13 protein-coding genes and 2 pseudogenes are annotated in these 11,261 nt (G+C 64.4%); 8 read left to right on the top strand and 7 right to left on the bottom strand.

All coding sequences use genetic code 11. The features are described 5' to 3' along the window. Positions 1-214 precede the first annotated feature (214 nt). Positions 215-391 (top strand): hypothetical protein, encoded by a 177-nt coding sequence (locus BU28_RS25620; protein WP_155992545.1) that lies wholly within the window; start codon positions 215-217, stop codon positions 389-391. Beyond that, positions 381-2,450 carry a recombinase family protein gene (locus tag BU28_RS25625; RefSeq protein WP_028720098.1) on the top strand — a complete coding sequence of 690 codons (2,070 nt, stop codon included), beginning with the start codon at positions 381-383 and terminating at the stop codon, positions 2,448-2,450. Before BU28_RS25620 ends, BU28_RS25625 begins: the two co-directional genes overlap by 11 nt. Before the next feature lie 26 nt (positions 2,451-2,476). Here BU28_RS25625 and tnpC (BU28_RS23490) read toward each other — a convergent pair. The 6 genes and pseudogenes from tnpC (BU28_RS23490) to BU28_RS25635 form a co-directional block, all read right to left on the bottom strand. Beyond that, positions 2,477-3,869: pseudogene (gene tnpC / locus BU28_RS23490) on the bottom strand (IS66 family transposase); the annotation flags it as partial. An 85-nt stretch (positions 3,870-3,954) separates the two neighbouring features. Further along, positions 3,955-4,284 carry an IS66 family insertion sequence element accessory protein TnpB gene (gene tnpB, locus BU28_RS0116860; RefSeq protein ID WP_198945018.1) on the bottom strand — a complete coding sequence of 110 codons (330 nt, stop codon included), beginning with the start codon at positions 4,282-4,284 and terminating at the stop codon, positions 3,955-3,957. A gap of 11 nt (positions 4,285-4,295) precedes the next feature. Next, positions 4,296-4,619: a transposase gene (locus BU28_RS0116865; RefSeq protein WP_198945019.1), complete on the bottom strand. Its 324-nt coding sequence runs from the start codon at positions 4,617-4,619 to the stop codon at positions 4,296-4,298. Between the two features lie 143 nt (positions 4,620-4,762). Further along, a complete protein-coding gene (locus tag BU28_RS0116870; RefSeq protein WP_028720497.1) occupies positions 4,763-5,167 on the bottom strand; it encodes a hypothetical protein in 405 nt (134 codons plus the stop codon). Positions 5,168-5,185: 18 nt separating this feature from the next. Continuing rightward, positions 5,186-5,791, bottom strand: coding sequence for a hypothetical protein (locus tag BU28_RS25630; protein ID WP_143809792.1), 606 nt, complete (start codon positions 5,789-5,791; stop codon positions 5,186-5,188). Continuing rightward, positions 5,712-6,386, bottom strand: a complete 675-nt coding sequence (locus BU28_RS25635; protein WP_143809793.1) for a hypothetical protein — start codon at positions 6,384-6,386, stop codon at positions 5,712-5,714. Before BU28_RS25635 ends, BU28_RS25630 begins: the two co-directional genes overlap by 80 nt. Before the next feature lie 208 nt (positions 6,387-6,594). Between BU28_RS25635 and BU28_RS23495 the strand changes: the two genes are divergently transcribed. The 6 genes and pseudogenes from BU28_RS23495 to BU28_RS26670 all read left to right on the top strand — a co-directional run bounded on the left by BU28_RS23495 (position 6,595) and on the right by BU28_RS26670 (position 10,950). Next, on the top strand, positions 6,595-7,311 hold the full coding sequence (locus tag BU28_RS23495; RefSeq protein ID WP_081791445.1) for a response regulator: 717 nt from the start codon (positions 6,595-6,597) through the stop codon (positions 7,309-7,311). Beyond that, positions 7,308-8,561, top strand: a complete 1,254-nt coding sequence (locus BU28_RS0116885) for an ATP-binding protein (protein WP_028720499.1) — start codon at positions 7,308-7,310, stop codon at positions 8,559-8,561. Before BU28_RS23495 ends, BU28_RS0116885 begins: the two co-directional genes overlap by 4 nt. 291 nt (positions 8,562-8,852) lie before the next feature. Beyond that, positions 8,853-9,290: a transposase gene (locus tag BU28_RS23500; RefSeq protein WP_198945020.1), complete on the top strand. Its 438-nt coding sequence runs from the start codon at positions 8,853-8,855 to the stop codon at positions 9,288-9,290. A 97-nt stretch (positions 9,291-9,387) separates the two neighbouring features. Then, positions 9,388-9,579, top strand: a pseudogene (gene tnpB, locus BU28_RS26460) (IS66 family insertion sequence element accessory protein TnpB); the annotation flags it as partial. 166 nt (positions 9,580-9,745) lie between these two features. Then, on the top strand, positions 9,746-10,780 hold the full coding sequence (gene tnpC / locus BU28_RS23510; RefSeq protein ID WP_051578278.1) for an IS66 family transposase: 1,035 nt from the start codon (positions 9,746-9,748) through the stop codon (positions 10,778-10,780). Next, positions 10,726-10,950: an IS66 family transposase gene (locus tag BU28_RS26670; protein WP_269845853.1), complete on the top strand. Its 225-nt coding sequence runs from the start codon at positions 10,726-10,728 to the stop codon at positions 10,948-10,950. The genes tnpC (BU28_RS23510) and BU28_RS26670 overlap by 55 nt, the downstream gene beginning before the upstream one ends. Before the next feature lie 101 nt (positions 10,951-11,051). Here the strand turns inward: BU28_RS26670 and BU28_RS0116910 are convergent. Continuing rightward, on the bottom strand, positions 11,052-11,261 hold a 210-nt coding region (locus tag BU28_RS0116910; RefSeq protein WP_028720500.1), incomplete at its 5' end, for a transposase.

Genomic DNA, 11,261 nt, shown 5'->3' on the forward strand with positions numbered 1-11,261 from the left:
CGCAAGTCCGGCCAGTTCGTCCATATCGAGGTGCTGCCTGGAGTATTCATGGTCGTGGCCGCGTGGATGCTCGATCCGGCATCTTGCACCGGCATGGACCTCGGCACACCGCGCGTGTCACTCGTGGTCCTGTCAGATCTCGATGACCTTCTGAGTCGGCGCGGTCTTCGGCGAAGCTCTTCCGGTGATCCCATCGTCGGAAAGGAACAGACCGATGCAAGACCTGCCCATCAAGCCTTCATGCCCCAGGCAACTGCAGATGCAGTTCGACTCGAAGCGGTTGCGCGGGATGAGCCTACGAGAGCGCCAGCAGGTGGTGACGTGCCTGGCCATCCTCCTGGCCGAAGCGGCGGGAGCAAGCGAACCGGAGGGAAGCGATAATGGACGGTGATCTCCTTCCGCCGGCCATCCTGCAGCGCAAGGCGGTAGTCTATGTGCGTCAATCAACCCAAGCCCAAGTCGAACTCAACACCGAGAGCCGACGACGGCAATATGAATTGGTCGAGGTCGCACGTCGTCGCGGTTTCCGGACCGTGGATGTGATCGACGACGATCTCGGCCGCTCTGCCAGCGGCATGGTGGCCCGGCCCGGCTTCGAGAAGCTTGTCGCCGCCTTGTGCGCCGGGGAAGTCGGCGCCGTGCTCTGCTTTGACGCTTCGCGGCTGGCGCGTAACGGCAGGGACTGGCACCACCTGCTCGAACTGTGCGGGCTTGTCGAGGCGCGCGTTATCGACCTCGACGGCGTCTACGATCCTTGCTTGCCCAATGACCGCCTGCTCCTGGGTATGAAGGGCAGCATCAGCGAGTTTGAACTCGGGGTGATCCGAGCACGCATGATTGACGCCGCCCGGGCGAAGGCCCGCCGCGGCGAACTTCGGATCAGCGTGCCGATCGGCTATATCTGGCATCGCGAGATCGGGCTCGGCCTCGATCCCGACTTCCGGCTCCAGCAAGTGATCCGGTTGGTCTTCGAACGGTTCCGCCAACTCGGCAGCGCGCGGCAGACGCATCTGTCGCTGACGGCTGAGGGCGTTTTCTTTCCGCGGCCTTCGGACGGGAAGCGCCTGACAACCTTCGACTGGACAGCAATCCGCTACCGCAATGTCATCGGCCTGCTGAAGAACCCCTTCTACGCAGGGGCATATGTTTATGGAAAGAGCGAGAAGCGGATCGAATTGGTCGACGGGCGCGCGCGCAAGTCCTACGGCCATGGCAAACCACCGGAAGCGTGGGACGTGCTTATCCACGATCATCATGCCGCCTATATCAATTGGGCGGAATACGAGCGGAACCAGATAGTGCTCGCGGCCAACGCCTATGGACGTGCAGGTGGGCAGAAGTCCGGGCGTGGCGGTCGTGCCCTTCTCGCGGGTACGCTGACCTGCGGGCGGTGTGGCCGCGGGCTGGCTGTCGCCTATGCGGGCGCCCCTCCCGGTCGTCCGACCTATCGCTGCGATCGGCCCAATCTCATGCTCGGCCTGCCACGTTGTCTGAGCTTCGGCGGATCCCGTGTGGACGCCGCAATCGTATCGGAGATACTGCGCGTGGTCGAGCCGACGGCGATCGAGGCCGCACTGGAGGCGGAGCGGATGCACAGGGAAGGAGAAGCCGAGCGTCGGCGCGTGGCCGAACTCGATCTGCAGCAGTCAGAGTACGATGCTTCGCTGGCAGAACGGCGCTATGCCGCCTGCGACCCGGAGAACCGGCTTATCGCAGCTCAGCTTGAGAAGCATTGGGAAGCCGCATTGCGCCGTGTCGAGGCTTGCCGGGCACGCCTTGCCGCGACGGATACCCCGGACCCGACCGCGCCGATGCCCAACTTCGAGAGCTTGGCGGCGGACCTTTCCGCAGCCTGGTCGGCGCCGGGTGTCACGACCCGAAGCCGCCAGCAACTGATCCGGGCGCTGATCTCGGACATCATCGCCGATATTGACGACACGACACGGGAGGTCGTGCTGACGATCCACTGGCAAGGTGGTCAGCATTCGCAATTGCGGGTGCGTAAACCGAGGACGGGGGAACATGGTTGCCAGACGCCCGAGCAGGCTCTGGCCGTGATGGAGCGGATGGCAACGCGCTTTTCCGACACCGATATCGCGGCCACCTTGAACCGGATGGGCGTGCGCACCGGCCAGGACAAGACTTGGACGGCGCATCGGGTGGCCTCCATCCGCAGGGTCCGCAGTATCCACGCCTTTCGCTCGGCCGAGAAGGACGGCGCTTGGCTCACCATGCGCGAGGCTGCGGCAAAACTCGGGGTGACCAGCCATGTCGTGCGGCGGATGATCCAGGACGGGATTTTGCCTGCCGAGCAGGTCGTTCCGGGCGCGCCCTGGCAAATCCGGGCCAAAGAACTCGAGAGCAAATGTGTCGTCGAGGCACTTAGACAGACGGGACGCCCGCGTCACGCTGACGACCAGAACCAACTTCCAATGTTTCCAGATACTTGAAGAAGAGGGGTATAATGACTCACCACTCGTCTGGGGCCTGATAGCCCGCTCGACGATGTTGGAGTCGAGTTCAATCAGGCCGTCGGTCAGGAAGCGCTCGAAGATGTCGCGCCGGGCGATGGCATAGCGGATGGCCTCGGCCAGCTTCGATTTGCCCGAGATGCGGGGCAGTGTCTGCTGCCAGAGGGCGAACAACTCGGCGACGATGGGCGCGGAGATGGCCTGCCGCGCGGCGGCGCGGGCCTCGGGGCTTTGGCCGCGCACCTCGGCCTCGAGCTTCCACAGATCGGCCATGCGCTCGACCGTGGTGGTGGCGACCTGGCTGTCCCCCGCGGTGTGGAGCTCAAAGAACCGCCGCCGGCTATGGGCCCAACATCCAGCGAGGCGCGGGCCATCATTGCCCCCATCCTTGCGGACAAGCTGGTTGTAGGCGGCATAGCCGTCCACTTGGAGGATGCCGCCGTAGCCGCCGAGATGTCGGCGCACACATTCTCCGGATCGGCTGTCCTCGAAGCGATAGGCCACCATGGGTGGCCCGCTGCCGCCGAAGGTGCTGTCGTCGCGGGCATAGGCCCAGAGCCAGGCCTTTTTCACCGCGCTGGTGCCGGGCGCGAGGGTCGGCAGGCTGGTTTCATCGGCGAAGACGCGCGGGCCCTTCAGGATTTCGCCCAGCACATGCGCAGCGAGGATCTCCAGCTCGAAGCCGACCCGGCCCATCCATTGCGCCATCAGACGCCGGTCGATCTCCACCCGGTCGCGGGCATAGATCCCTTCCTGCCGGAACAGCGGCAGGCCATCGGCATATTTGGAGACCGCGATCTGGGCCAGCAATGCCTCGGTCGGCAGGCCGCTTTCGATGATGTGGGCCGGGGCGAGCGCCTGGACGACGCCATCCGCGTCCTTGAACGCATATTTCGGGCGGCGGGTCACGATGACACGGAACCTGGCCGGAATGACATCCAGCCGCTCCGAGATGTCTTCGCCGATCAGCACTTTCTTTCGGCCCGCGTGTTCCGGCAGGTTCTCGGGTTCGATCACCACCTCGACCCGCTCGAGATGGGGCGGAAAGCCCTTGCGCGGCCGCGGAGCCTGCTTCTCGCCCGAGGTCCGGCCTTGACCTGTCTGCGACCTCAGCGCCGAGATGCCGGTCTCGATCTCCTCGAAGACGAAGGCCTGCTGCGCCTCTTCGTCAGCACCAGCCCCAGCAGTGCCAAGCTTCTCGGAGCGCCGCCCGAACCGGGCCCGGTCATAGGCCTTCAGGATCTGCATCAGCCGCTTGATCCGCGCGTCGGCATCGAGGCTGCGGGCCTTCAGGGCCGCATTCTCGTCCTCCAGCACGGCCGTCTTCTCCGCCATGGCGCGGACCATGGCCTTGAGCAGGTCCATGTCATCGGGCAGGGAAAGATCGTCGGTGCGCATGCCGCTGAGGATAGCACATCCCGCCTTGCCATGCCTCGGATGATCCACGTCCGGAGCCGGGGTGATTCACTTTGCCGCAGTCTGGTTATCCAGCAAATACAGGCGCTTTTACCACTACGGGACGAACCCGTTTCCAATCCAGGCCGTCGAGCAACGCCATGAGCTGGGCATGGTTGAGCTGCACCCGAGCGGGCCCGATCCGCGGCCAGCAGAACGAGGATTTCTCGAGCCGCTTGGCAAAGAGGCAGATCCCGCTGCCATCCCACCAGACAATCTTGACCCGGTCCGCCCGCTTAGCCCGGAACACGTAAAGCGCCCCGCTGAACGGGTCACTGCCGGCATCGCGCACCAGCGACAGCAGGCTGTCAGGCCCCTTGCGGAAGTCTACCGGCTGGCTGGCCAGATAGACCTTCACACCCGACGGCATCATGCCGAACGCACCGCACGCAGGATCCGGCGCAACACAGCCTCGCTCAGGTCCGGGCCGACGCGGATCATCACCTCGCCCACCACGATCTCCACCATGGGTGTTGGCGTGCCCGCCGGGGCGTCTGCGTTCTGCTTCTTCAGGAAGGCCTTGCGCCAGCCGAACAGCTGCGGCGGCGAAATCCCCAGGCGGCGCGCCAACGCCGAAACATTCACGCCTGGCTCCAGCGCCGCCGCGACGGCTTGGGCCTTGAACTCATCCGACCACCGGCGGCGCTCCCCAACCGGAGCTCCGTCGAAACGCTCGATCACAGCCTCGACCAACTGTAAGCTACCAGTCGCAGGCATAGGCGTAGAACTAGGCGTAGACATGAAACCCCGGCGTCAGAACAACGCCAGCAGCCTATCCCAGACCGGCAACGCCGCTAACCCACGGGGTCTCCTTGCCGCTTACACTTGTGGAATGATCAGCGTAGAATTTCCGAAACCAATCCGAGAACCTGCACCACTTTCATGGTGTTGGAGTCGACCAGAACGACGCGGTCATCCACCACCCGATAAGCGCGGCCGGCCATCGGCTTAGCCAGCTTGTGGCCCTCCGAAGTGTTTAGAAAACGACCACTGCGAGCGACCTCGCCGACCTTTGGGCCCCTGCTGTTTTGCTGTTTCACATCCGAGGCGGATTGTTTTTGCGCTGTATGGCTTTTGCGTCCGGGCTCTGCTTTTTTGCCCTGCTCAGATTTCTTGCCCTGCTCGATTTTCACCGCACAATTTCGGTCTTCCTTGGCGCAACGCGCGGAAGAATCCGCAAGTGCCGGCGTCGTGCTGATGTGAAACAGCATCAGACCTGTCAGAATGATAATCTTTCTCATGGGAAATTCCTTCTACTGTTAATGGTTGACAGGGCCAAGGATCTGCACGATCCGCTTGGTTTTCTTGTCCACCAACACGACCTGGTTATGAACGACACGATATTCCTGACCCCGCGGCGGGGGAGCGAAACGGCTGGTGGACGCACGCTGGAAAGGACGACCATCACGGATGCTGTCGCCCACACGCAGCGGCTTGCGCCCATCGGGGGTGTGCTTGGCTCTCGCGTTACGGGGCGGCGCCTCGGCCGGGCGGGGCTTGTGCTCGCCGCGGTTGACCTCGGCTGGAGGCGGCGGTGCTTTGCCCTCGTTGCGCTTGGCCTTGCGAGGAGCATCCTTGGGTGGCGGAGGAGGGCAGTCGCGGTCGTTCTGCCGGCATTCCGGTCGCGGGCCATCGGGGCGGTTATCGGCCATAGCTGCTTGGCCGGTGGCCAGGGCCGTCGCCGCGATCGCGGTCAACATGAAAAAGCGACGCATTGCATCTCCCATTTGTTCTACTGTCTCAATAGAAGGGGGCGCGCCGGCAATGATACCGGCGCGGGTGAGTTCAGCGGCCTGCAGCGGGTTGCTGAGATACCGGTTTGCGCGCTCCGTCAGGCCGGGGACCGAAATCGCCAGGCTCACCATGCGGCATGCCGCAGGGGCAAGCTTCCATGGGACGGTACTTCTGCATGTTTTGCGGACCGGGAACAAAGCTCAGCTCGACATGTTGCAGCTTTTCCAGTTGAGCTGGCTCAAGCGTGTCTCGCAACGCCGTCGACGCATCCAGCAGCGTACGAGCCTTCTCGGTATGGACCAGGACTTGCGTAGCCATGCGCTCGGCGGCCAGCGGTTGGACCTGATCGGCCGGAAGCGAACCGCCTTCCGGCCGGGCCTCTGGAGTCGGCTGCGCATCGCGCTCGAAGAACGCGATCAGCGCCTGGCTGTAACCGCGCCAGGCTTCGTGCTGATCCGCGGAGATGCCTACATAGGTTTCAGCCGCCGCCAGATGGGCGGCAAGGCCAAGCTCCGGGGACATGCCGGCAGGCCCAAGACGACTGGCATCAGGGCCGAAGGCATCGGGGCGGCCATGCCCGGGTCCGGCAAAGTCGAGCATGGGTCGGGCGGGCTCTGCCGCAGCGGGCGGCGCCACGCCGCCCTCTTGGGCCATCACGGCAATGGGAGCGCCAGTTGCGCCGAGCAGGGCAGCCACTGCCAGCGCCTTCATCGGAAGGTTCTTCATCGGACATACCTTTCATCGGTTGCGATGCTAACGAAGCTATAGGTGTCCTTTGTCCGGCTTAGGTCTTGCCGGTAACGAATGTTTTCTCGCCGGCCAAGTTTTGCAAACGAACGTTTCGGAAGGCCGGTCCGGAAATATTTCGTCACAAATTTGACGGAGCGACGGCAAAGGAAATCCGCTAGAACCGTCGCATGCCAAGGTGATGACGATGAACCACATCCTGATCGTCGATGACGATCCAGAAATCCGCAACCTGCTGCGCCGCTATCTCGAGGGACAGGGATTCCGCGTCTCCATCGCCGCAGACCGCCGCGAGTGCGAGGCACGGGTGACGGACGGCAACCCGGATCTGATCGTGTTGGACGTGATGCTGCCCGACGGGTCGGGGCTCGACATCTGCCGCAGCCTGCACGAGCACCGGCCGGAACTGCGCATTATCCTGCTGACGGCTCTGAAGGAGGACGTCGACCGCATCATTGGACTGGAACTTGGTGCCGACGACTATCTGGGCAAGCCGTTCAATCCGCGCGAACTGGTCGCCCGCATCAAGGCAGTCCTGCGCCGCAGCGGCGGCGACGAGGCGCCCGCGCCTGAGGCCCGCACCTACAGCTTCGCCGGCTTCGGAGTTGATCCCGGCCAGCGGTGTGTGCTGGCTGCGGATGGCAGCGAAGTCGAACTGACAGGTGCCGAGTTCGACCTGTTGCGGGTCTTTCTGGATCGACCTGGCCGGCTCTTGTCGCGCGACCAGCTTCTCGACCTGACACAAGGCCGTGACCGCGATCCACTGGATCGCTCGATCGACGTGCTGATGAGCCGATTGCGACGTAAGCTGGGCGAGAAGCACGACGCGACGATATTCCGCACGGTCCGCAACGGTGGTTACCAAATTGCGGTACCCGTCAGTGTGGACGATGGACGGAAATGAGCTCTCTGCGTACCCGCATTGCGGCCCTACTGATCGCCGCCATCGTCAGCGTGGTCGTGCTGGCAACCTTTGCCGCGACGCGGGTGATGCAGCCGCCGGCGCCGCAGGCGACAATGGAACCGGTCGCTAGGCAGATTCACCTCACCGTTGCCCTGCTGGGCGGCGGCAGCGATGAATCGCGACGTGCAGAGTTGCAGCCCGAGCCCGCCTCGGGCGAGATCGACATGCACCAGAGCGGATTTCTACGCGAGGCGCTGCGCCGCACTGGCAGGCCGCTCGACGCGGTGGTGACGCGACAGGGAGAGCGGCAGCCACTGCATGCTTCGGTACGGATATCACCGCAAGAGGGATGGTTGGTGCTGCCGTTCCCGGACCTATCACCGCCACCGGGCCGCTGGAAGGTGCTGGTGGTCTGGCTTGTGCTGATCGTCCTGGGCAGCGCCACCATTTCGATCCATGCCGCGCGGCGATTGACGCGCCCTCTGCAGCTGCTCGAGGACGCGGTGGACCGGGTCGGAACGGACGGCATCCTCGAGGAGATCCCCGAAACCGGCACGGGCGAGGTACGGACGGCGGCGCGGGCGCTGAATCGGCTCTCGGCACAGCTGAAGCGGGCGATGGAAAGCCGGATGCGGCTGGTGGCGGCGGCGGGGCACGATCTCCGCACGCCGATGACCCGCATGCGGCTGCGGGCGGAGTTCATCGAGGACAGTATGGAGCGGGAGAAATGGCTGTCAGATCTGGAGGAACTGGACATGATCGCCGACAGCGCCATCCGCCTGGTGCGCGAGGAGGTCGGTGCGGATGGGACTGAACCGGTGCGGCTAGATAGGCTGCTGCACCAGATCGCCTCAGAATTGCGCTTGGTGGACCAAAAGGTCGAAGTGGGCGTGCTACCGCCGCTCTCCGTCTACGCCGGTCCCATCGCCTTGAAGCGGGCGCTGCGCAACCTGATATCCAATGCCGCCACTCATGGTGGCGGGGCGCGCGTGGGGCTGACGCACCAAGGAGACAAGGCGGTAATCAGGATCGAAGACGACGGCCCCGGTGTGCCGCCCGAATTGCTGACACAGGTATTCGAGCCCTTCTTCCGCGTCGATCAGGCCCGGCGCAAATCCTTTCCCGGCGCGGGGCTTGGTCTTGCAATCGCCCGGGAGATTGTCGAACGCCATGGCGGAAGCATTACGATCCAGAACCGCGAACTCCATGGTCTTCTGCAAATCTGTCTGCTGCCTTCTGTTCGAACCTGAAGGTTCCTGTCTCGGCCGAACGGCGCAATCCTGACACTGCTGGATTTCCTATCTAGATGCGTCCATCGCTTGACCTAGCGTGCTTTTGCTGTTGTGCAGCGCGAGTTGAACGTGCAGCCGCCGCATTCGCCAGTCTAGTAGTGGCGCAGTTCCAGTCCGTCTTCCTCGGTCGTGTAGCTGTAGGTCAGAGCCTCTCCGGGCAGCAATAAACGTAAGAGCGACGCCATTCCCCTCCTGCCTCTTGTGATCTTTCCGGGGCATTCTGCACGCGCATGAGTGTGGGGTGTTGGCTTGGAACGAGACGGCGAAGTGGGCGTCCATTTGGACGGCTCGATGTTGGGCAGGGTTTCGCCACTGGAGGTGATCGAGGGGCCGACCGGGCGACGACGGCGCACGAAGGCGGAGCGGGCGCGGATCGCGGCAGAAAGCCTGGTGCCCGGGGCCTCAGTGACGGATGTCGCGCGTTGGCACGGAACGACGCGCTGGCAGGTCTACGACTGGCGAAGGAGGCTGCGGACCGGGCAGCTTGTGGTGCCTGAGTCCGTGGCGGCGTTGTCGATGTTTGCGGAACTGGTGGTCGAGGAGGCTTCGGCGGAGGCGCCGCCGGCGACGGATGTCACGCTCGGGATGGATATTGTTGTCGGCGATGTCGTGATCCGGGCCTCGACCGGCGCCGATGAAGTCCTGCTGACACGGGCGATCCGGGCAGCGCGGGCGGCGGCATCGTGATGTTCGGCCAAGGTGGGCCGGTGAAGATCTTCGTGGCGGCGCGGCCGGTGGCTCGCCATTGGCTTGAACCAATGGCGCCCATGGCTCGCTCCGCAAGGGCATCGACGGGCTCGCGCTGGCGGTGCAGGAGATGCTCGGCCTCGACCCGTTCTGCGGGGCGGTCTTCGTCTTCCGGGCGAAACGGACGGACCGCATCAAGTTGCTGGTCTGGGACCAGACCGGGATGGTGCTCGTTCACAAGCGGCTCGAGGCGGCAAGTTCGTCTGGCCTCGGGTACGGGATGGGGTGATGCGCATGTCCTCGGCGCAACTGGCGGCGCTGTTCGAAGGATTGGACTGGCGGCTGGTGCGACCGGAGCAGGCACGCGTCCGTTGGCGGCAGGATGAGCGTGCGGACCTACGTGAAGGCCATGCTTTTACTGGTCAGGTCTGGGGCAGCGTGATTCACTCCGTGGCATGGATGCCGACGCCCTCAGCCGCGAGAATGCCCATCTGAAGGCCCACCTGGCCGAATTCGAGGTGGCGCTGGCAGAGGTGCAGGAGGCCAACCGTCGGCTAGAAGATATTCTGCGCTCCTCGCAGTGCGAGCGGTTCGGCAAATGCTCCGAGAAGCTGTCGCCCGACCAGTTCAATCTGCCGCTCGAGGACGCCGAACTGGCCCAGGGCGTGCTTGAGGCTGCACAGGACAAGGCAGAGGCCGCGCTACAACGGGCGCGCGGGGAAGAACCTCGAAAGCCCGCGCGCAACCGTGGTCATCTGCCGGTGCATCAGCCCCGGGTCGAACGCGTGATTGAGCCCGCCAGCACGCTCTGCCCCTGCGGCTGCGGCGAGATGGCCCGGATCGGGGAGGAGATCTCCGAGCGGCTCGACGTGATCCCCGCGCAGTTCCAGGTGCTGGTAACGCGGCGCCCTAGATATGCCTGTCGCCGCTGCTCACAGGCCGTGGTGCAGGCGCATGCCCCCGAGCACATCGTGCCGGGCGGGCTGCCGACGGTGCGGCTGATCGCGCGGATCATCGTCTCGAAGTTTGGCGACCACCTTCCATTTTACCGCCAGGCCGGGATCTTCGAGCGGCAGGGGTTGCATCTCGATCGCGGCACGCTCGGTAACTGGGTCGGCCGCGCCTGCTCCCACCTGACGCCCGTCATCGATCACATGCGCGCCCATCTGCGGGATCCCGACCGCATATTCGTGGACGAGACCCGCGCGCCGGTGTTGGATCCGGGCCGGAAGGCCACCAAGAGCGGCTACTTCTGGGCCGTCCTGTCCGATGACCGCGGCCATGGCGGTGCCGGCCCATCCATCGTGCTGTTCCATTATGTCCCCGGTCGGGAGAAGCAGCATCCGCTGAAGTTCGTTGCCGGATACCGCGGCCGGTTGCCTCGCAATGCGACGCCTACCAGTCCTACAATGCGCTGGCCGAGGTCGCGCGCGACATCGGCCCGTGGCAGCTGGTCTATTGCTGGGCCCATGCGCGCCGCCGCTTCGTGAAGCGCTTCGAGAACGAGGGCTCGCCCATTGCCGAGGAGATGCTGCGCCAGATCGCATTGCTGTATCAGATCGAAAAGACCGTGGGCGGCAAGGCTCCCGCCGACCGCCTCGCCGCCCGGCGGGAGCACGCCGCGCCGATCATCGCCGCGCTTAACAGGGCGCTGAAATAGTCGCCGGGCCGGAACGGTTTCCCTTGGTTGCCGGCTTTGCTGCCCGGCCGCGCGCTTTTTGTTCTGAAACGCGTGTGTGTGACTGACGCGGTTTTTCGTCATCATGCGGCCAACAGCCGAGGCAGTCGCGCGAGGTTGTTGGCAGTCATCGTCAGGATGAAGCGGGAACGCACCCGTTCGATGCCCCGATAGACGGTCTGGGCCATGCCACCGACGGTTTTGGCCCAGCCAAATGCCTCTTCGATCCGTTTGCGGTGTTTGATCGACAGGGAGTAACCCTCGTGCCGGGTGGTGCGGCCGTCGATCGCTGA

It is taken from the genome of Paracoccus yeei ATCC BAA-599, from assembly GCF_000622145.1.
GTDB classification, from domain to species: Bacteria; Pseudomonadota; Alphaproteobacteria; order Rhodobacterales; family Rhodobacteraceae; genus Paracoccus; species Paracoccus yeei.

What these genes read in the sequence shown, in the direction of transcription:
- BU28_RS25620 (WP_155992545.1), top strand. Translation starts at nt 215, where the DNA reads ATGCAAGACCTGCCCATCAAGCCTTCATGCCCCAGGCAACTGCAGATG.
- BU28_RS25625 (WP_028720098.1), top strand. Translation starts at nt 381, where the DNA reads ATGGACGGTGATCTCCTTCCGCCGGCCATCCTGCAGCGCAAGGCGGTA.
- BU28_RS0116870 (WP_028720497.1), bottom strand. Translation starts at nt 5,167, where the DNA reads ATGAGAAAGATTATCATTCTGACAGGTCTGATGCTGTTTCACATCAGC.
- BU28_RS25630 (WP_143809792.1), bottom strand. Translation starts at nt 5,791, where the DNA reads ATGGTGAGCCTGGCGATTTCGGTCCCCGGCCTGACGGAGCGCGCAAAC.
- BU28_RS25635 (WP_143809793.1), bottom strand. Translation starts at nt 6,386, where the DNA reads ATGAAGAACCTTCCGATGAAGGCGCTGGCAGTGGCTGCCCTGCTCGGC.
- BU28_RS23495 (WP_081791445.1), top strand. Translation starts at nt 6,595, where the DNA reads ATGAACCACATCCTGATCGTCGATGACGATCCAGAAATCCGCAACCTG.
- BU28_RS0116885 (WP_028720499.1), top strand. Translation starts at nt 7,308, where the DNA reads ATGAGCTCTCTGCGTACCCGCATTGCGGCCCTACTGATCGCCGCCATC.
- tnpC (WP_051578278.1), top strand. Translation starts at nt 9,746, where the DNA reads ATGGATGCCGACGCCCTCAGCCGCGAGAATGCCCATCTGAAGGCCCAC.